The organism is Microbacterium sp. SW12 (assembly GCF_055391095.1).
The window spans coordinates 482,415-500,863 of the sequence record NZ_AP024335.1; the positions used below are offsets into that span (position 1 = coordinate 482,415).

The window sequence follows — 18,449 nt, forward strand, 5'->3', positions numbered from 1 at the left end:
GATCTCGGCTGGTCGGCTCGCCTGACTACTTCTTGTCGGAGTGGCCGTAGCCGTACCCGTAGCCGTAGCCATACCCATAGCCGTACATGTACGAGTCCGGCCCCTTTGTCGGGGCCATGGTCATCACGAGGCCAGCGACCTTCGCACCGACGGTCTCGAGGGCATCCAGCGCGCCGTCGAGCTGGTGAGTCGTGGTGCGTCCTGCAGCCGTGATGACGATCGCGCCAGCCGTCAGGCGTGAAAGGACCGCGGCATCCGTGACCGGAAGAAGCGGGGGAGCGTCGCAGATCACGACATCGAAGGTCTTCGCGAAGTCTTCGAGAAGCGCCTTCATCTGCGACGACCCGAGCAGCTCGGACGGGTTCGGCGGCACCTTGCCGGCGGGAAGCACATACAGCGGACGACGGCCCCACGGAAGCATCACATCGGTGACCTTCGCGCGGCCGATCAAGACATCCGTCAGCCCGACCGCGCCCTCGATGCCGAGGTATTCGGCGACCTTGGGCTTGCGCAGGTCGGTGTCGAGAAGAGCGACACGCTTGCCGGCATCCGCGAGCGCGATCGCGAGGTTCACCGCCGTCGTCGACTTGCCCTCGCTGGGGATGCTCGACGTGAGGACGAATGTCTGGCCGCCATCCAGCTCGACGAACTGCAGGTTCGTGCGCAGGGCGCGGAACGCCTCCGCGCGCTGGTTGGTCGGGTCGGCCTCGAGGATGATCGGGCGCTCGGCCGCCTTCGGGTCGAACGGGATGACACCGATCATCGGACGATCGGTCAGCTGCGCGACATCGCGCGGATTGCGCACCTTCGTGTCGAGAACCGTGCGCAGGATCGCGAACGCGACGCCCAGCGCGAGACCGATAAGACCGCCGAGCGCGAGGTTCAGCGGAACGTTCGGGCTCACCGGCACGCTCGACGGGAGCGCCGGGCGGATAACGGAGAGTCGGACAGGGCTCGCGGTGAGACCCGCGGTCGTCTCGATCTCTTCCACGGCATCCGACAGGCCCGCCGCCGTCGCGTTCGCGATGTCGGCGGCAAGCTGGGGGTCGGCATCCTGGAATGCCCGCGTGGGTCAGCTTGCTGGGCGGAGCTTGACGCCTAGGCTGGTGTCGGGCGGCGGCGCGGCTATGGCGGCTTGGAGGTCGAGGGGGCCAGGCGACTCAAGAGTCACCACCAGACGGAGCACCAGCATCCACCTGCCAACCGATCCCGGGCCGGCCACCCCCAAGACCTACAGGCGCCTCCGTGCACGGCACACGGACAACGCTGGCAACGGGCCCGAAACATGCGGCTGATAGGGTGTCACCGCAGTTCAGGTTCGACGGAGGTCACGTGACGACGCAAGCAGAGCCGCGGGTCGTGGGTGAGCGGCCCGTTCCGGCCGCGAAGCCGGGCCCGACGACCGGTGGGATCCCCATCGTTCGCGACAGCACGGCCGGCTGGCAGCGCAGATACTCGCGGCGGCTGCTGCTCACCGACGCGCTCGTCTTGGTGGTCGTCGTCTTCGGCGCCCAGCTCATCTGGTTCGACAACGGTCAAGCCCACCTCAACATCCTGCGAGACACGCGTCTCAGCGACCTGTCGTACTGGTTCTTCTCTGCGGGTCTGATTCTCGCCTGGCTGTGGGCCTTGTCGCTGGCCGACTCGCGCAGCCACCGCGTCATCGGCACCGGCACCACCGAATACCGACGGGTCGTCGAACCGAGCCTGAGAGTCTTCGGGCTCATCGCCATCGCTGCCTTCCTGCTACAGATCGACATCGCCCGCGGCTACCTGCTCATCAGCCTCCCCGCAGGGGTCCTGCTGCTCGTGCTCTCACGATGGCTATCACGCCAATGGCTGCTCGCCCGTCGCCGACACGGCGGGTTCATGTCGCGCGTGCTGCTGGTCGGATCCCCCCACTCCGTGGCGCAGATCGCCCACGAGCTCGAGCGCCAACCCGTCGCGGGGTACCGCGTCGTCGGCGCCTGCATCCCGACAGGCGCCCAGGCCGGATCCATCCCGGGCACCGACATCCGCATCATCGGCGACGTCGACACGATCGACCGCGCACTCCGCGCAACCGGCGCCGACACCGTCGCGATCACGAGCTCCGACGACCTGCCTCCCGCGAAGGTCAAACAGATCTCCTGGAGCCTCGAAGCGGGGCGGCAGCACCTGGTGCTCGCGCCCAGCATCGTCGACATCGCGGGCCCCCGCATCCACATCCGACCCGTCTCGGGCCTGCCCCTCATCCACGTCGAGACCCCCCGGTTCTCGCTGGGCCAACGCTTCGTCAAGCGAGCCGTCGACCTCGTGGCTGCCACCATCGGCGTCGTGCTCATCAGCCCGGTGCTGCTCGGCCTCGCGATAAGCGTTCGCCTCTCCACACCAGGTCCCGTGCTGTTCCGCCAGACCCGCATCGGGTACCGGGGACGCGAGTTCACCATGCTGAAATTCCGCTCCATGGTCACCGACGCCGAAGACCAGCTCGCAGAGCTCGAGAAGAAGCAACGCGACTCGGGCAACGAAGTGCTCTTCAAGATGAAGAACGACCCCCGCGTCACCACGATCGGGCGTTTCATGCGCAAGTACAGCCTCGACGAGCTCCCCCAGCTGTTCAACGTCATCGGCGGGTCTATGTCGCTCGTCGGCCCCCGCCCGCCCCTGCCCCGCGAGGTCGAACAGTACGCCGACCACGTGCACCGGCGCTTTCTCGTGAAGCCCGGCATCACCGGCCTGTGGCAGGTGAGCGGACGCTCGGCCCTGTCTTGGGAGGAATCCGTGCGTCTCGACCTCTCCTACGTCGAGAACTGGTCACTCGTCGGTGACCTCACGATCCTCCTCAAGACCGCGCGGGCGGCGCTGGTGCCGGGCGACACCGCCCACTGAGCCTGCACCAGCTCTTGATCCCCATGCCGGCACCCCTCCCACTGCTCAGGTGAACCATCGGTGCCGGAACTGGTCCACGTGCTCGTCGAGCTCGGCTGCCATCCGAGACACCTGCGACCTCGAGAGGGAGTGGACCCCCGAGCGTGTTGACCAGCTTGTCCATCCGACGCGTGCTCACCGCCGGCGAGGTAGCAGTCCGCGACGACGGTGATCATCGACGTTTCGGCGCGCTTGCGGCGCTCACCCTCGGCTACCGCACCGTCAGGCTGACGCCGGCGCCGTCGAGCCCGTCCGTCGTTCGCCGCTGCGTCGAGACCGGCGGCTGCGCTTCTGCTCCTCGCCGATCGAGTGACCATAGCCGTAGGTGTAGCTGCCATAGCTGTAGCTGTCGGGCCCCTTGGTGGGCAGCATCGTGGCCACCACGCCAAGGATCGCGCCCGAGGCGGTCTCGATCGCGCGAATGGCCCCCTCGAGCTCGGCCTTGCGAGTGCGCCCCGCCGCGACCGCAAGGATCGCGCCTCGGGTCTTGCGGCTGAGCACGGCCGCGTCGGTCACCAGCAGGAGAGGGGGCGCGTCGATGAGCACGTAGTCGAAGTGCTCGGTGAGGGCGGCGAGCACGTTGTCCATCGCCGACGACCCCAACAGCTCGCTCGGGTTCGGCGGCACCGGGCCGGAGGGGAGCACGAACAGGTTCTGGGTTCCCCATCGCTGCAATGCGTCGGCGAGCTCCACACGGCCGATAAGCACGTCGGTCATGCCGACCCCGCCCTCGATGCCGAGGTATGTCGCCACCGTCGGCAGGCGCAGGTCGCCGTCGAGCAGTGCGACACGCGCGCCGGTCTCAGCGAGGGCGAGAGCAAGATTCACCGTGGTGGTCGACTTGCCTTCTCCGGGTCCCGCGCTCGAGATCACGAAGCTGCGCGGGCCGCCGTCGATGTTGAGGAACTGCAGGTTCGTGCGCAACGACCGGAACGACTCGGCGCGCGGGCTGCGCGGGTCGGCGTGCACTAACAGCGGCCGCTTCGACGCGTCGGGGTCGAAGGCGATGCCACCCAGCAGCGGCCGGTCGGTGAGCTGCTCGATGTCGTGCACCGTGTGGATGCGCGTGTCGAGCACGGTGCGCAGCACCGCCGCCGCAACACCCAGGGCAAGCCCGACGAGCGCGCCGAGGGCGAGGTTCAACGGTATGTTCGGGCTGGTCGGCTGTGTCGGCACGAGCGCCGGCTGCACCACGGTCACCTGCACGGGGCTCGCCTGGTCGTCGCTGCCGGCACCGCTGTCGTCGCTGCCGGCACCGCTCTCGAGCGTGGTCTGAACCGCATCTGCGAGGCTGTTGCCCGCTGCATTCGCGATGGCCGCAGCCATCGCCGGGTCGCTGTCGGTGGCGGTGATGTTGATGAGCACGGTGTTCAATGGCGCCGTCGCGGTGATCTGAGCCGCCAGCGCGGTCGACGTCGTGTCGAGGTCGAGCTCGTCGATCACGGGGTCGAGCACGAGCGCGGTGCCGACGACATCGACGTAGCTCGTCACGATCTGCCGCGCGAAATTCGTGCCCTGCACCAGGTCGGTGGTCGCCGCCGCCTGCGACTGCACCGAGACGTACAGCTGCGTCGTCGACTCGTACTTCGGGGTCGTGACCAGCGAATAGGCTGCTGCGGCACCGACGCCCAGCAGCGTCAGCAGTAGGATCGTGATCCAATTCTTGCGCAGAATACGGATGTAGTCGTGCAGCTCCACGCGGTCACCCCTCGTCGTCGCGGTGCGCCCCCAGGCGCCCCTGCCATCTTGCCATGCCGATTGTGTACGGTTTGTTACCGTGCCGCATCTACGGGTGTCGAGCGCCCGTAGTAGGTCCCGTACGCCGTCGCAGCCACTCCCGTGGACGGCATGCCATTGACGACGACGCCGAGCAGTCGCGCGTCCGCCGCCGCGAGCGACGCAATCGCATCGGCGACCTGCGCCCGACGCGCGTGCGTCGTCCTGACCACCAGCAGCGCGCCCGTCAGCCCGCGCGCGAGCACTGCGGCGTCGGTGACCGCGAGCAGCGGCGGGGCGTCGAAGACCACGACGTCGAACACCGCGCGCAGCTCGTCGGCGACGAGCCCCATCGCGTGGGATCCGAGCAGTTCGGCGGGGTTGGGGGGTAACGCGCCGGCCGGGAGGAGGAACAGCGGTGTCTCGCCCCAGGGCTGCATCGCCTCGCTCAGCGGCAGCCGCCCGGCGAGCACGTCGGAGAGCCCCACCCCTCCCTCGATGCCGAATCGATCGGCGACGGTGGGCTTTCGCAGGTCGGCGTCGACGAGCGCGACCCGCATTCCCGTCTCGGCGACCGCGGAGGCCAGATTCGCCGCGACCGTCGACTTGCCCTCGCCGGGAATCGCGCTCGTGACGGCGACCGCGCGACCCCCGCCCTCCGCAGGGAGGAACGAGACGTTCGTGCGCAGCGCCCGGAACCCTTCGGCCACCGCGCTGTGCGGCCGCGCCGCGACCATCGCCGGAAAGCGTGCTGCGTCGTCCGAGTGCACGATCTCGCCCAGCCGCGGCGCGTCGACGACCTCGCCGATCTCATCGGCCGACCGCAGGCGCGTGTCGAGCGCGGTGCGTGCGACCGCCACGGCGACACCGGCCGCGGCGCCCGCGAGCGCACCGAGCGCAACCCACAGCGGCGGGTCGGGCGAGGCCGGCTGTGTGGGTACGAGGGCCGGCTGCGCGGTCACCACGCGCACGGTCGTGGCGCCCGGGGACGCGCGCGCCTCGAGTTCGTCTTCGACGACGGTCTCGAAGCTCGCGGCCACGGCGTTCGCGAGCGCGGCGGCTGTGATCGGGTCGGCGGCCGTGGCGGTGAGCTCGAGCATCAGCGAGTCGGTCGCTGTGGCGGCGCTCACCTTCGCCCGTGCCGCACCGGCGTCGAGATCGATGCCGGCACGCTCGAGCGCAGGCCCCAGCACGACGTCGGTGGTCGCGACCTCGGCGTAGCTCGCGATGACCTGCGCACCGTACGACCGGGCCTGGGCGAGCTCGGCCGCGCTCGAGCCGGCCGCGCCCACCGACACATACACGCGCGCCGTCGACGAATAGGCGGGGGTCGCCGCCATGGCAGCGAGAGCCGCCACGGCTGCGCCGAGCACCGCCAGCGCCACGATCACGACAACGTTGCGCCGTGCGGCACGGACAATCGCGTTCATCCGCTCCCGTCCTCCACTCGCCGGGCCGCGCTCCCGACTCCCTCCTGCGCGCGAGGAGCGTCAGCGAGGCGGAGGGAAAAGGGATACGGCTCAGGAGTTGATAGCATAGCGACTTCGGGAATGGCGCGAACGGGGGGCGCAAGATGACGTCGATCGCCGATCTCTTCGACGACCGCGGGCGCAGGCAGGTGACCACGGGCCCCGCGCCGCGCGCGCAGTCCCGTCGTCTCGCCACCCTCGTCGGGGGCGGCCGCGCTCGTCGTTCCCGCGCCGGGTCGACCGGCTCTGCTGCCGCATCGCTGACCTCCGTGTTCGGCGAGCCGACCGCCGCGGCGCCGGACGCGGAGCCCCGGCGACTCGGGCGAGACGCTCAATCCGAGCGTCTCGGGCTGCTCGTCGGCCCTCCGGTCGAGCACCGTGTCGCCCAGCCGGCGGCGCGGCACACGCTCGCCTCGGTGTTCGCCGACGCCGACGCCAGCACCCGCGTCGGCGATGCCCCGGTCGATGCGTCCGCCGTCGCGGCCGACACGGTTCTGCTGCGCGACCGGGTGGCGGCCCGGCCGCACGCCACCCCTCGCCCGGCACGACCGACTCCCCCGGCGACGGGCACGCGACGTCCGCCCCGTCGCCCCCGGGACTGGACGACCGTCGTGGTCGCGGCACTCGCCGTGCTCGCCGTCGCGGCCGCGACGATCTTCGGGGTCGTGCTGGCCGCTACCGCGTCCCCCACCGCCGACGCGCTGTCCGGCCTCACGCAGGACGAGGCGACCTTGATCAATCGCGAGAACTCGCTCGCCGCAGCCGGAGACCGTCTCGCGGAATCGGTCGCCGACGCCCGCGACGACGCCGATGCGATGGCGACCGTGCTGCCCGAGCTCGACGGCATAGCGAACCCGGACGCACTCGCGGCGCTCGCCGCCGCACGCGAGAGCTTCGTCACCCGACTCGACGGGCTGAGCATTCGGCCGTACGTCCCCGCCTACCGCCGCGCGCAGGTCGACACCGACGACCTGGCGAGCATCGCTCGAGCGCTCGACGACGTCCACACACTCGGCTTCTCGGTCGACGAAGCGGCCGACGCGCTTGCTCGACAGCGCGACGACCTCGACGAGATCTCGGCGGAATACGCCGCAGCGCTCGCCGCCTTCGCCCAGACGCTTCCCGGCTCCGCCGCCGACGTCGCCGCCGCGAACCCCGACGCCGAGGCGCGGTTCCAGGACGCGCTGACCGATGCGGCCGCCGCGGCCGCACCCGCGTACGCGGCCGGCGACCTGTCTGCCGCGCCGCTGCGGGCCTACGCCGCCGCGGCCGCCGCTCTCGGCGCCGACCAGGAGCGAGCGCTCGCCGAACTCGACGCGGCTCAAGACACCCCGCAGCCGTTCTTCTTCTCCCGTCCGGACCCGGTGACCGACGACGGACCCGTCGTCGGCGACCCGGCACCCGGAACCCCCGCCCAGCCGGAGGTACCGGTGGAGCCGGAGGTACCGGTGGAGCCGGAGGTACCGGTGGAGCCGGAGGTACCGGTGGAGCCGGAGGTACCGGTGGAGCCGGAGGTACCGGTGGAGCCGGAGGCCCCCGCGGAATCCGACACCTTCACGACGGAGGGAACCGGGGGAGCGGGATAGCGATCGAGCGACGCGCCCCTACGGGGTCAGCCCGGCCCGCACGACCCGGGCCACCTGCCCGATCGCCGGCACGAGCTGCTCCGCAGACAGCTCATACGTCTCCCACGACCTGCCGAACGGATCGACCACGTCGTCGTCGTCGGGCGACTCCGCAGGCAACACGACACCGCGACGACCGACCACCGACTCCATCACCGCCGCGACCCGGGCCCGCGGATCGGTGCCCGCCGCACTCGCGGCACCCCGGAGCGTCGCATCATCCGCACCCTCGGCCAGCCGGGCGAACTCCCGCGCCGTGAAGGTCGACCGCAGCAGGCGCGGCATCAGCTCCACCACGCGGCGACGGTGCTCGCGCCCCATCGCGACCACCAGGCTCGCCCCCTCGAGCACAGCAGGATCGAGATAGCGTGCACGATGAGCAGAGGCATCCTCGCGCGCCACCCCGCACTGCACGGCCAGGCGCTGCGCCTCATCGGGCATCGTCGCGTCGTCGGTCGCGATCGTGCCGGCGCTGTCGACGACGACGTCGAGGCCCGCGAGCTCACGGCGCAAGAGCGCCTCCGCCAGCGGCGACCGGCACACGTTTCCGCTGCATACGGTGAGGATGCGTACCGGCACAGAGGTCTCCATTCCCTCGGAGGCGCGTTCGCTCGATTCTACGGGGGTGGCCGTCAAGTCGTTACCTGTGCGAAACCCGTCGCGGGCGAGAGCGGCCTACCGTAGGCACCATGGCCAGACGCCCGCACGACCGCCGCGCCCCGGTCCCGCCGCGCCATACTCCGGTGTGGGCGTACGTGCTGATCGTCGTGGTCGCCCTCATCGTCGGAGCGCTCGTGTGGCTGGCGATCACCGCCACCCCCGACCGCGGCCAGGACGAGACCGCATGGCCCGTCCACGGGGCGGTGAGCGCAGCCTGACCGCCGCCCGCTGCGGCGCCATCGAACCCCGCCGCGGCGGCTCGGCCAAGACTCAGGTGGGGTGCCCTAGACTGCGGCGGTGCCAGAACCCGAACACGCGCGCCGCCGCCCCGTCACACGTCGCGGCTCCGTGAGACGCCACCGCAGACGCGCGTGGACCATCTCGCTCTCGGTCGTCGGAGCGCTGCTGATCATCGGCGCGGCCGTAGCCTGGGGCGGGTGGTCGGTCTACTCCGACGCTCGGACAGCCGAGTCCGCACTCCAACGAGCCCTTCCGCTCACCGGCACCCTCACGACCGCGATCGAGGCGGGAGACGCCGACACGGCGCACCAGAGCGCCGCCGAGTTCCGGCGGCTGACGGCCGAAGCCGTCGACGCGACCAGCGGGTCGCTGTGGACCGCAGCGCAGGCCGTGCCCGTGGTCGGGCCGAACCTGGCGGCCGTCCGCGCCGCGACCCGCATCGCGGACGACCTGGGCGCAGACCTCGTCGAGCCCGCCGCAGACATCCCCAGCGGGCGACACCGATCGTGTCATCTGGCGTCCGCGAGTGATCGTGCGCCGTTGGGTGCGCGTTCGCTTGCGGTTCTAGATACCTGCGCCGATGAGGCGCCCACTGGAGAGCGTGGACGTCACCGTGGGAATGGACACACTCGGCGTAATCGTTGCGCTAGCCGTCGGTATCGTTGGCCTCGCCACGACCGTGACCGCGTCGGCGCGGCGCACCCGCGTTGAGGTGAAGGCCGAGGTGAAGGCGGAGCTCGCCGAACTGAAGGCTGAGTTCAAGACCGACCTGAACCGTCTCGACGAGCGTCTCTCACGGCTCGACGACCGCGTGTCGCGGCTGGACGATCGGGCTTACGCGCTCGCCGCGGGCCTCGCGCCGGCGTCCGGCGCCCGCGTCCGGTGATACCTCTCGCGACGAGTAGACCGGGATCGCCAGACCGCCGGTAGGGCTCGCCTCAGATCGCCGCGGGAAGGTCGGTCTGCGCGAAGTCGTCGCCCGTGAACAGCAGTGCGGCGTTCAGGCTCCGCACGAGGGCAGGGCGCCGCGCATGACTCGGGCGACTTCCTCTACGGCGGGGAGGAGATGGCTCATCGACGTCTCGTACGTGTTCCAGCTGCGGCCTGCCGGGTCGAGCACGTCGTCGTCGGCAGGGTCTCCGGGGCCGATGCGTGCCCGCGCTCGCGACCTCGACCGGAAGATCGGCCAGCAGCAGCCGCAGGTACAGCGCCGAGAGGGGGGAGCGGACGATGTTGCCGGTGTAGACGGTGAGGATGTCGATCGGCATGAGGCCGAGACTCCCGGCGGCTCCTCCCCAGCCGATCACGATGAAGGGCGCGCGGTCGTGTTCGGTGGCGACGGGCGCCGTGCGACGAGTTTCGAATACGGTTCTCGCAATCGCCAACGATCTGGCGCACACTGAAGAACATGGAGGTCATCGTGAGTCTCGACACGCTTGCGGTTCTCGTTGCGCTCACGGTCGGCATCGCGGGGCTCGCCACGACGGTGACGGCGTCAGCGCGGCGGACCCGCATCGAACTGCGAGCGGAGTTCAAGACGGAGATCTCTCGCCTGGATGGACGGGTTTCCGGGCTCGATGACCGCGTGGTGATACTCGGTGACCGTGTCTCCCGCGTGGATGAGCGTGTCGCGCGTCTCGATGAGCGTGTCGTGCGCCTGGATGACCGTTTCGCCGCGTTCGATGACCGTTTCTCTCGCCTGGATGACCGCCTTGCGCGGCTCGACGACCGAGTCTATGCGCTTGCGGCGGGGCTGGCTCCTCGTCTCGCGCCCGCATCCGGTGAGGCGCCGAGAGACGAGTGAGGGGGCGTCGTTCCCGGCGTCGCCTCGCCTGTGTCACCGACCGGGCACGAGAGGGAGCCGGCGGATGCCCCGCGTGACAGCATCCGCGATCTCTGCGGCATCGGGGCCGAACCCGGTGACCTGATCGTGCGCAGCGTCGAACGCGCCCACGATCCCCTCGCGCATCCCCTCGATGACCGCCGCGGCGTCATCGCGCGCGACGCCGAACCGTGCACCCGTGCGGACGAGGCTCTCGCTCGAGATCCGATCGAACGCGTACTCGCCGTCGACGCTCATCGCACTGCTGAGGCGAGCCGATCCGTCCCCATACCCCGCATACGTCAGCAGATCGTAGAGCGGCGCGAGTCGCACCGACCGGCCGGCCAGCAGCAGCGAGTAGTTCTTCGCGTGGGCGTCGGTGCCCCCGGCGACGACGTTGAAGACGAACGCGCGGAAGAACGCCGATCCGGCCTCGGCGCGGTCGGCCACGAGCGGCAGGGACGCCAGAAGCTGAGCGACCTTGGCCACGCCCGGACCGCCATCTCGCTGCTGGTACCTCTTGGCGGGCGGCACGGCAAGCGCCTGGCAGAGGTCCTCCTGATGCGGCCGCCGCCAGCGGCCCCCGACCTCGACGCGGTCGTACCGCTCACTGACCAGCACGTTCCATCCGCCGACGGTCATCAGCTGCGCCGTCGCCACGTCGCACCCGAGGTGTCGGGCGGCGTGCAGGGTCATCTGCTCGACGACGTCGATGCGGCGGAAAGCTCCCACGACAGGCTTGAGGATGTGCGTCGTCGGGAGGCTGCCGCCGGGAACAGCCCACGTGCCGTCGCCCTCACGGAACAACGCGATCTTCGGTTGCGCGCCGGCGATGCTGAAGCGCCCGCCGGCGTCGGGGGCGGTGACCCCCTCTGTGTACTCCGCGACGGCGTGATCGAGCATCACGGCGACCTCGGCATCCGTCACGGGGTGTGCCTTCTGCTCGACGGTCGCGTCCGTCGCGGCCACGTCTGGCGGGAGGATCTGCACGGCGCCCGCGGCGTCGGCGCCGATGTGCTCGAGAAGCGCGAAGGGGTTCGCCGGCGACACCCCGAACCGACGCCCGATCGCGCGCAGCGCGTCGTCGTTGTCGGGCAGCAGCCCTTGCAGCCACGGCAGCACCACACGCTTCTTGTGCACCGCGGCGGTGAGCGGCATCGACAGCGACAGCGGCGTCGCATCGTTCCTCTCCCGGTACGCGGGATCGTAGGCGAAGGCGAGGTTGCCTGGGGCGGACTGGATGAGGGAGCCGGCGCGCGTTCCGTCAAGAAAGACCGCCAGCTCGGATGCCGTCACCGGCGCACCTCGCCGTTCGAGAGATCGCGCAATGCGACCTCGAAGCCGAGTGCCTGGAAGAGGTCGAACAGCTTGGCGGACTCGACGCTCGGCTTGCCCGCCTCGACATCGGCGACGAACGAGCGTGAGAGGTGGGCGCGACTCGCGAGCTCGGACTGGGTCCAGCCATGGCCGTCGCGCAGTTCCCGCACCATCGCTGCTGCTTCGCGCATCGTCAGCATCCCGTTCCCCTCTCTCGTGTCGCCGTACGGATACACTGTATGTTGTCGCTGTACGGCTACACAAGTGATTGTCGCCGTACGGATACAGCGGCTGTGGCTCAAAGAGACGACGACGTCAGTCCTGCACTTGCTACAGAAGACTTGGAAGGAAGAGGCCCAGTGCGCGTCTACGCACTCGCGGCAGGCCTCGCGCCGCGACTTGCTCCCGCGCGCGAGGCTCCGCGCGACGAGTAGACCGGGTAGGTCGGATCCATCGTCGGAGTGGTACCGTTTTATGTACCACTCATTCGGAGGTGTTCCTGTGTCCGCCATCACCGCGACCGAAGCGCGAAAGAGCCTGTTCGGGCTCATCCAGCAGGTCAACGATGATCACACGACGGTGGAGGTCGTCTCCCGCCGGGGCAACGCCGTGATCATGTCCAAGGACGATTACGACGCTCTCACCGAAACTGCGTACCTTCTGCGCAACCCTGCAAATGCCGAGCGGCTGCTCGAGGCGATTGAGCGCGCGCGTCGCGGCGAGTTCGAGCAGCACGACCTCGTCGATCCGTGACGCGCGCCCTTGCTTTCGACCCGAACGGGTGGGAGGACTATCAGTACTGGCAGACGCAGGATCGAAAGACGCTGAAGCGGATCAACACGCTCATCGAGGCAGTCCTCCGCGATCCGTTCGACGGCGTCGGCAAACCCGAGCAGCTCCGCCATGTGCTGTCGGGCTCCTGGTCTCGGCGGATCGACGAGAAGAATCGACTTGTCTATTACGTCACCGACGACCACATCGTGATCCTCCAAGCACGAGACCATTACTGACGTCACCGCTCGGATCACGCGTCAGAGGGTGGGGGCACGTTCCCACAGAGACGAGACCGGCAGGCCCCACAGCCGGTCGCCGAACGCAGCGCTCTGCTGAGCCGTGCCGAGCACGTAGCTAGCTCAACTCGTCGTTTCGCGACACATAACTCGTGGATTTGCGGCCTATAACTCGCGGATTCGCGGCATCTCGCTGTGTCGAGGCCGGTAGCGTGATCTCCGATGAATGACGAGGAAGTGCGGCGCCGCTTCGCCGAGATCGCCGGCGGGATGACGATCGCCGACCTTCGAGGCGTCATGGAGCAGATCGGGCGTGCCCGTGTCGCCGACTACCTAGAGCGAGGTCGGCCAGAGCTGCGGCATCCGCCGCGCCCCGACACCGTGTGCTTCCGCGTGCGTGCCGACCTCGTTGGGGCGAAACCGCCGGTCTGGCGGCGCCTCGACCTGCGATCGTCGATGACCCTCGACGTCCTGCACGAGGTGCTGCAGGCCGCGTTCGGGTGGACCGATTCGCATCTTCATCGCTTCTCGATTGGGGGCGACGGGTGGGATCGCAACGCGCAGCTGTTCCTGTGCCCCTACGACGTCGACGAAGGCGAAGACGAGGGCGTTCCCGCGTCGGAGGTGCGGCTCGATGAGGTCGTCGCCGAATCCGGTGACACCCTGCACTACCTCTACGACTACGGCGACAACTGGCAGGTCGTGCTGCGGGTCGAGGATGTGCGTGGCATGGGCGAACCCGTGCCGCTGGCGGTGTGCGTCGACGGACGCCGGGCAGCCCCGCCCGAAGACAGCCGCGGCCTCGGAGGCGCAGAGCTGCTCGAGATCCAGGGTGATCCCGCCTGGTTCGACCCCAGCGAGGTCAACGAGGCGCTGGCGGATCTGCGGTTTGCGCTGCGGGAGGCGGGAGTCGCGGCATCCGTGATCTCTGTCATCGACCGGCTGCGGTACCTGCCCGGCGGTGATCGCGTCGAAGAAGTCGCGCGGACACTCGTCGATCCGCCGACCGATATCGCGGACGGGGAGGTGGATGCCGCGCTGCAGGCCTGGACGTGGTTCCTGCGTCGGGCGGGAGGCGAGGGGATCGAGCTGACTGCCGCCGGCTATCTGCGCCCGGCCGACGTCGTCGAGGCCAGCGTCGTCGTGCCAGCGATGGGGGCGTGGATCGGCGCACACAACCGCGAGGCGCAGAGCGGGCCGCTGCTGCACTTTCGTGAGGCGCTCGTGCGCGACGGGTTCTTGCGCAAGTCCAGAGGAAGACTTCTCGTGACGCGCCAAGGCCGCGCCGGGGTGCGGGAGGCGCAGAAGATCTGGGATGCCTTGATCACCCGATTCGGGGGAGTTGTTGACGGGACACACGCCATGCGCGGGCGCCACGGCGCGCTCAGTGCGGATTACAGCCGCGATGCGACGATCTGCCTCTTGCTCATGGTCGCGGGCGGAGGGCGCTTCAATGCCCGGGTGCTCGAGGGTCGCCGTGAGGTCGGGAGAGAGCGGACACTCCGCCTGGACGATGTCGCGGCGTGGCTCACGGCGCTCGGATGGCGTCGCGGCGATGGGCCGGTCGAGGCATCCGAGCTGTACGAAGAGGGTGTGCGAACCGTGCTCGAGAACCTCTGGGACGGGCCCCGGGAACGCGCCGATCGCGGCGAGATGAGCGACGTCGCGCGGCAGTTCGCGCGTGAGGTGCTCAGGCGTGGTTCGGCATCGTTGGTCTAGCCGCGACCGCGACCACGTCAGGTGATACCTCTCGCGACGAGTGATCCGCCTCGATCCGCCTCCCCATTCGTGCGAACGGCGCGGGTCTCCACGCCCATAAGGAAACGTGCGCGCTGAGGCCCACGAGGTGGCAGGCTTGCCGCATCCGTCGCACAATGAAGGGGTGATCTCGCTCGTGGACCCACAGAACTGGCTCTACATCGCCGCGCTCACGACCGTCATGCTGGGAGGCACGACGGTGATCGTCACACTCACCAATCGCACGACGACTGCCGCGATCCACGGATTGCGGGGCGAGCTCTCTGGGCGGATCGACGCACTGGGCGGTGAGGTCAACGGGCGAATCGACGCGCTGAGCGGGCGTATCGACGGGCTGCAGGGGGAGATGAATGCGCGGTTCGCGGCGGTCGACGTGCGCTTCAGCGCGCTCGAGCACCGGATCGACAACCTCGACCGCGACGTGTCGGCTCTCATCAAGCGCGCGCTGGACTCCTAGACTCGCGACACGCTGGCGTACGGCATCCGCTGTGCTGCACGCAGGACGATGAGGAGCGGTTCCTCCACAGCGCGCCGAAGAACTCGGCTGCCGTTGGACCGGCGTCGACCGAGTGCGAGATGTCGGCGGCGGCTGCAACGATGGTTTCGTGGACTACTGGCATGAGGTTGCCCAATCTCTCGGGGGCGCGAACTACGACCGCGCATGGGCGCTGAACGCGGCAGGGCGGGTCACGATCGTCGACCTGGATGCCGACAACACGCGCACGTCGGTCGATGCCGTCGTGCGCGATCGCGGCCACGGGGGCGATGACGTCATGGTGGTCTCGGTCGTCATCGAGCCTGCGCGCGGGTCGATGAGCGCCTACTGCAGTTGCGAGCATGCCCCGCACTGCGCGCACGTCGCTGCCGTGCTGCTCGCCGTCTCGGATGCCGGGACGGACTCGGGCGCGAGAGGGCCGAAAGGCCAGTCATTCCCGCCGCGAGACAGCACTCCACCGTGGCAACGCTCGCTCGATGGGCTGCTGCCGGCATCCGATGCAGCCGCCGTGGAACTGTGCCTGTTCATCACCCTGCAGACACCGCGCGCGACGCGCTGGAGCAGGGCTCCGCAGCAGCCGAGGCTCGCGGCCCGGCCCGGGATGCGCGGTGCGCGAGGCGCATGGATCAAGGGCAAGGCCCGCTGGGGGCACCTCGACGGGCTGCAGGCGGATCCCGCGGCGCTCGCACTGCTGATCGAGCTCGACGTTCTCGACCCTGCCGCGAACTCGTGGGGCTACGCCTATCGCGACGATGAATGGATGCAGCTCGACCGGCTGCCCTCGCGGACGCTCTGGTCGCTGTTGACCGATCTCGAGGCGGCGGGGGTCGCGCTCGTCTCTCCGGGCAAGGCGCAGCATCCGGTGCGGCTCGACGGGGAGCCGTTGACCCCGCGGATCGCGGTCACCGAGAACCGCAAGCGACTCGCGGTGCGCGGCGAGCTGGTGCCGGTGCGAGACGACGAGGATGCCGATGCCGGCGGGGACGCCGGTTCCGACGGGGGAAGTGACGCGTCGGAGCCGCTCGTGACCGTCGGCAATCCTCCGATCGCGGTGGGTCGGGTCACCGCAGCAGGCACCGCCGAAGAACGCATCGTGCTGCATCGCCTCGATCCGCCGCTCACCGGCCCGATGCGCGACCTGCTCGCCGCCGACAAGCCCATCTCGGTCGACACGGCGAGCAGGGGGCGCTTCGAGAGCCACTACCTTCCGCGGCTGCAGGCGATCGCGCCGGTCGTATCGCCCGATGCCAGCTACACGGTGCCGGTGCCGCCGAGTGCCGTGCTCGAAGTGCGTGTCGACCACGGCGACGGGCTTGCCCACCTCACCTGGCGATGGGACCGGCTCGGCGGCAGCATCCGTCCCGATCGCGTGCGCGAGGCCGGCATCCTCGATTCCGTTCGCAGCACTGCAGGTGCTCACGCCTCCATCGTCCTGCCGGGGGAGCGGCCGGATGCTGCGATGGTGCCGCCCGACCAAACCCTGCGCGGCGCGGCTGCTGTGCTGTTCGTCGCCGAAGTGCTGCCCGGCCTGCGCTCGCTCGAGACCGTGCGGGTCGTCGAAGACGTCGAGGCCCCCAGCTTCCGTGCCGCATCGCAGGCGCCGGATGTCTCGGTCACCGCCCAGCCCGGAACCAACGACTGGTTCGACCTGAGCGTGCAGGTGCGCATCGAGGGTGAGGACGTCGACTTCGCTGCCCTGTTCCGGGCACTCAGCGAGAACGAGCCGATCCTCGTCCTGCCGAGCGGCACCTACTTCTCGCTCGATACGCCCGAGCTGCAGCGCCTGCGCGAGATCATCGCCGAAGCCAGTGCCCTCTCGGACCGCCCCGTCACCTCGGTGCAGGTCAGTCGCTACCAAGCCGACCTCTGGGAAGAGCTCGTCGAGCTGGGCGTCGTCGCGCGCCAGGAGATCGAATGGTGGATGCGGGTGCGCGGGCTCAGCGACCACGATCAGCTCACCCCCATTGATGCGCCACCGACGCTGCGCGCCGAGCTGCGCGACTACCAGCGCACAGGGTACTCCTGGCTGCACTTCCTGCGCACTCACCAACTCGGCGGGGTGCTCGCCGACGACATGGGCCTGGGTAAGACCCTGCAGACCATCGCGATGATCGAGAAAGCACGACTCGATGCGCTTGAGACGGGCGACCAGCAGCATCCGCCGTTTCTCATCGTCGCCCCCACCAGCGTCGTCGGCAACTGGGCTGCCGAGTGCGCGCGATTCGCGCCCGAGCTGCGCGTCGCTGCGATCAGCGCAATGGGAAACAAGCGCGGCACGGCACTGGCCGACGAGGTCGCCGGGGCGCACGTCGTCGTGACCAGCTACGCGCTGTTCCGTCTCGAGTTCGACGCTTACGCGACCCTGGACTGGCAGGGGCTCATTCTCGACGAGGCTCAACAGATCAAGAACCCGTCGTCGCAGGGCTACAAATGCGCCCGGATGCTGGACGCCCCCTTCACGCTCGTCATCACCGGCACTCCGCTCGAGAACAACCTGCTCGAGCTGTGGGCGCTCGTCTCGCTCGCGTGCCCGGGTTTGCTGGGAGGGCGCCGCAGCTTCACCGAGTACTACCGCACACCCATCGAACGAGAACGCGACAACGAACGGCTGCGGACGCTGCAGCGCCGCATCCGTCCCTTCCTGCTGCGCCGCACCAAAGAGCTTGTCGCATCGGAACTGCCGCCCAAGCAAGAGCAGCAACTCGTGCTCGATCTGCACCCGACCCACCGGCGGCTCTACGACCGCAGGCTCGCACGTGAGCGCCAGAAAGTGCTCGGTCTGGTCGACGACGTCGACGCGAACCGGTTCCAGATCTTCCGCTCGCTCACTCTGCTTCGCCAACTCTCGCTCTCGCCCGACCTGGTCGACGAAGGCGAAGCGCCCTCGGCAAAGCTCGACGCCCTCATCGAGCTGCTTCGCGAGGCAGCTGCCGAAGGGCACCGCGCCCTCGTGCTCAGCCAATTCACCCGCTTCCTCGGCCGCGCGCGGGATGCTGCGACGGATGCCGGGATCGCCTCGCTCTACCTCGACGGCTCAACGACCAACCGCGCTGCCGTCATCGACCAGTTCCGCACCGGCGACGCGCCAGCGTTCTTTGTCTCGCTCAAGGCGGGCGGTGTCGGGCTCAACCTCGTCGAGGCCGATTACGTCATCCTGCTCGACCCGTGGTGGAACCCGGCCGTCGAGGCGCAGGCCATCGACCGCGCCCACCGAATCGGTCAGACCCGGCCCGTCATCGTCTACCGGCTCGTCTCGAAGGGAACCATCGAAGAAAAAGTCATGGCACTCAAGACCACCAAAGCCCAACTGTTCGACCGCGTGCTCGACACCGACGGCGACGCCATCGGCGGCGGGCTCTCTGCCGACGACATCCGCAGCCTCGTCGACTGAACCGCCGATCGGGTGCAGAATCCTGCGTTTGGTAG

At 69.4% G+C, this 18,449-nt stretch carries 17 protein-coding genes and 1 pseudogene; 10 read left to right on the plus strand and 8 right to left on the minus strand.

Annotation, left to right across the window (positions count from 1 at the left end):
• Positions 1–25: 25 nt before the first annotated feature.
• Positions 26–991 (minus strand): tyrosine-protein kinase domain-containing protein, encoded by a 966-nt coding sequence (locus MICSW_RS02465; RefSeq protein ID WP_464496652.1) that lies wholly within the window; start codon positions 989–991, stop codon positions 26–28.
• A gap of 419 nt (positions 992–1,410) precedes the next feature.
• Here MICSW_RS02465 and MICSW_RS02470 point away from each other — a divergent pair, with 419 nt between their 5' ends.
• Positions 1,411–2,871 (plus strand): sugar transferase, encoded by a 1,461-nt coding sequence (locus tag MICSW_RS02470; protein WP_464498479.1) that lies wholly within the window; start codon positions 1,411–1,413, stop codon positions 2,869–2,871.
• 57 nt (positions 2,872–2,928) lie between these two features.
• On the opposite strand, the pseudogene MICSW_RS02475 reads toward MICSW_RS02470, so the two are convergent.
• The 3 genes and pseudogenes from MICSW_RS02475 to MICSW_RS02485 all read right to left on the minus strand — a co-directional run.
• A pseudogene (locus MICSW_RS02475) lies at positions 2,929–3,113 on the minus strand (transposase); the annotation flags it as partial.
• Positions 3,114–3,132: 19 nt separating this feature from the next.
• Positions 3,133–4,608: a tyrosine-protein kinase domain-containing protein gene (locus MICSW_RS02480; protein WP_464496653.1), complete on the minus strand. Its 1,476-nt coding sequence runs from the start codon at positions 4,606–4,608 to the stop codon at positions 3,133–3,135.
• A gap of 74 nt (positions 4,609–4,682) precedes the next feature.
• Positions 4,683–6,056, minus strand: coding sequence for a tyrosine-protein kinase domain-containing protein (locus tag MICSW_RS02485; RefSeq protein ID WP_464496654.1), 1,374 nt, complete (start codon positions 6,054–6,056; stop codon positions 4,683–4,685).
• Positions 6,057–6,199: 143 nt separating this feature from the next.
• Here MICSW_RS02485 and MICSW_RS02490 point away from each other — a divergent pair, with 143 nt between their 5' ends.
• Positions 6,200–7,681: a hypothetical protein gene (locus MICSW_RS02490; RefSeq protein WP_464496655.1), complete on the plus strand. Its 1,482-nt coding sequence runs from the start codon at positions 6,200–6,202 to the stop codon at positions 7,679–7,681.
• An 18-nt stretch (positions 7,682–7,699) separates the two neighbouring features.
• Here MICSW_RS02490 and MICSW_RS02495 read toward each other — a convergent pair whose 3' ends face one another.
• Positions 7,700–8,356 (minus strand): arsenate reductase/protein-tyrosine-phosphatase family protein, encoded by a 657-nt coding sequence (locus MICSW_RS02495; RefSeq protein ID WP_464496656.1) that lies wholly within the window; start codon positions 8,354–8,356, stop codon positions 7,700–7,702.
• A gap of 53 nt (positions 8,357–8,409) precedes the next feature.
• Here MICSW_RS02495 and MICSW_RS02500 point away from each other — a divergent pair, with 53 nt between their 5' ends.
• Together MICSW_RS02500 and MICSW_RS02505 are read left to right on the plus strand one after the other, a co-directional pair.
• Positions 8,410–8,598 carry a hypothetical protein gene (locus MICSW_RS02500; protein ID WP_464496657.1) on the plus strand — a complete coding sequence of 63 codons (189 nt, stop codon included), beginning with the start codon at positions 8,410–8,412 and terminating at the stop codon, positions 8,596–8,598.
• A gap of 602 nt (positions 8,599–9,200) precedes the next feature.
• A complete protein-coding gene (locus MICSW_RS02505; RefSeq protein ID WP_464496658.1) occupies positions 9,201–9,506 on the plus strand; it encodes a hypothetical protein in 306 nt (101 codons plus the stop codon).
• A 52-nt stretch (positions 9,507–9,558) separates the two neighbouring features.
• Here the strand turns inward: MICSW_RS02505 and MICSW_RS02510 are convergent, their stop codons facing one another.
• A complete protein-coding gene (locus MICSW_RS02510; protein WP_464496659.1) occupies positions 9,559–9,888 on the minus strand; it encodes a type II toxin-antitoxin system VapC family toxin in 330 nt (109 codons plus the stop codon).
• Positions 9,889–10,028: 140 nt separating this feature from the next.
• Here MICSW_RS02510 and MICSW_RS02515 point away from each other — a divergent pair, with 140 nt between their 5' ends.
• Positions 10,029–10,424, plus strand: a complete 396-nt coding sequence (locus MICSW_RS02515; RefSeq protein WP_464496660.1) for a hypothetical protein — start codon at positions 10,029–10,031, stop codon at positions 10,422–10,424.
• Positions 10,425–10,457: 33 nt separating this feature from the next.
• Here the strand turns inward: MICSW_RS02515 and MICSW_RS02520 are convergent, their stop codons facing one another.
• Together MICSW_RS02520 and MICSW_RS02525 are read right to left on the minus strand one after the other, a co-directional pair.
• On the minus strand, positions 10,458–11,738 hold the full coding sequence (locus MICSW_RS02520; protein WP_464496661.1) for a HipA domain-containing protein: 1,281 nt from the start codon (positions 11,736–11,738) through the stop codon (positions 10,458–10,460).
• Positions 11,735–11,959, minus strand: coding sequence for a helix-turn-helix domain-containing protein (locus MICSW_RS02525; protein WP_464496662.1), 225 nt, complete (start codon positions 11,957–11,959; stop codon positions 11,735–11,737). The genes MICSW_RS02520 and MICSW_RS02525 overlap by 4 nt, the downstream gene beginning before the upstream one ends.
• Before the next feature lie 301 nt (positions 11,960–12,260).
• On the opposite strand from MICSW_RS02525, the gene MICSW_RS02530 reads away from it, so the two are divergent.
• The 5 genes from MICSW_RS02530 to MICSW_RS02550 all read left to right on the plus strand — a co-directional run bounded on the left by MICSW_RS02530 (position 12,261) and on the right by MICSW_RS02550 (position 18,414).
• Complete coding sequence (locus tag MICSW_RS02530; protein WP_464496663.1) at positions 12,261–12,512, plus strand: type II toxin-antitoxin system Phd/YefM family antitoxin; 252 nt, start codon at positions 12,261–12,263, stop codon at positions 12,510–12,512.
• Positions 12,509–12,769 (plus strand): Txe/YoeB family addiction module toxin, encoded by a 261-nt coding sequence (locus MICSW_RS02535; RefSeq protein WP_464496664.1) that lies wholly within the window; start codon positions 12,509–12,511, stop codon positions 12,767–12,769. The genes MICSW_RS02530 and MICSW_RS02535 overlap by 4 nt, the downstream gene beginning before the upstream one ends.
• 222 nt (positions 12,770–12,991) lie before the next feature.
• On the plus strand, positions 12,992–14,488 hold the full coding sequence (locus tag MICSW_RS02540; RefSeq protein WP_464496665.1) for a plasmid pRiA4b ORF-3 family protein: 1,497 nt from the start codon (positions 12,992–12,994) through the stop codon (positions 14,486–14,488).
• Between the two features lie 163 nt (positions 14,489–14,651).
• Complete coding sequence (locus MICSW_RS02545; RefSeq protein ID WP_195693039.1) at positions 14,652–14,984, plus strand: hypothetical protein; 333 nt, start codon at positions 14,652–14,654, stop codon at positions 14,982–14,984.
• 148 nt (positions 14,985–15,132) lie between these two features.
• Entirely contained in the window at positions 15,133–18,414 is a 3,282-nt protein-coding gene (locus MICSW_RS02550) for a DEAD/DEAH box helicase (RefSeq protein WP_347424581.1), read from the plus strand.
• Positions 18,415–18,449: the final 35 nt, after the last annotated feature.

Bases quoted from the DNA above. Each gene is read 5' to 3' on its own strand.
- MICSW_RS02525 (WP_464496662.1), bottom strand. From the start codon at position 11,959: ATGCTGACGATGCGCGAAGCAGCAGCGATGGTGCGGGAACTGCGCGAC.
- MICSW_RS02510 (WP_464496659.1), bottom strand. From the start codon at position 9,888: ATGCCGATCGACATCCTCACCGTCTACACCGGCAACATCGTCCGCTCC.
- MICSW_RS02515 (WP_464496660.1), top strand. From the start codon at position 10,029: ATGGAGGTCATCGTGAGTCTCGACACGCTTGCGGTTCTCGTTGCGCTC.
- MICSW_RS02500 (WP_464496657.1), top strand. From the start codon at position 8,410: ATGGCCAGACGCCCGCACGACCGCCGCGCCCCGGTCCCGCCGCGCCAT.
- MICSW_RS02505 (WP_464496658.1), top strand. From the start codon at position 9,201: ATGAGGCGCCCACTGGAGAGCGTGGACGTCACCGTGGGAATGGACACA.
- MICSW_RS02540 (WP_464496665.1), top strand. From the start codon at position 12,992: ATGAATGACGAGGAAGTGCGGCGCCGCTTCGCCGAGATCGCCGGCGGG.
- MICSW_RS02485 (WP_464496654.1), bottom strand. From the start codon at position 6,056: ATGAACGCGATTGTCCGTGCCGCACGGCGCAACGTTGTCGTGATCGTG.
- MICSW_RS02490 (WP_464496655.1), top strand. From the start codon at position 6,200: ATGACGTCGATCGCCGATCTCTTCGACGACCGCGGGCGCAGGCAGGTG.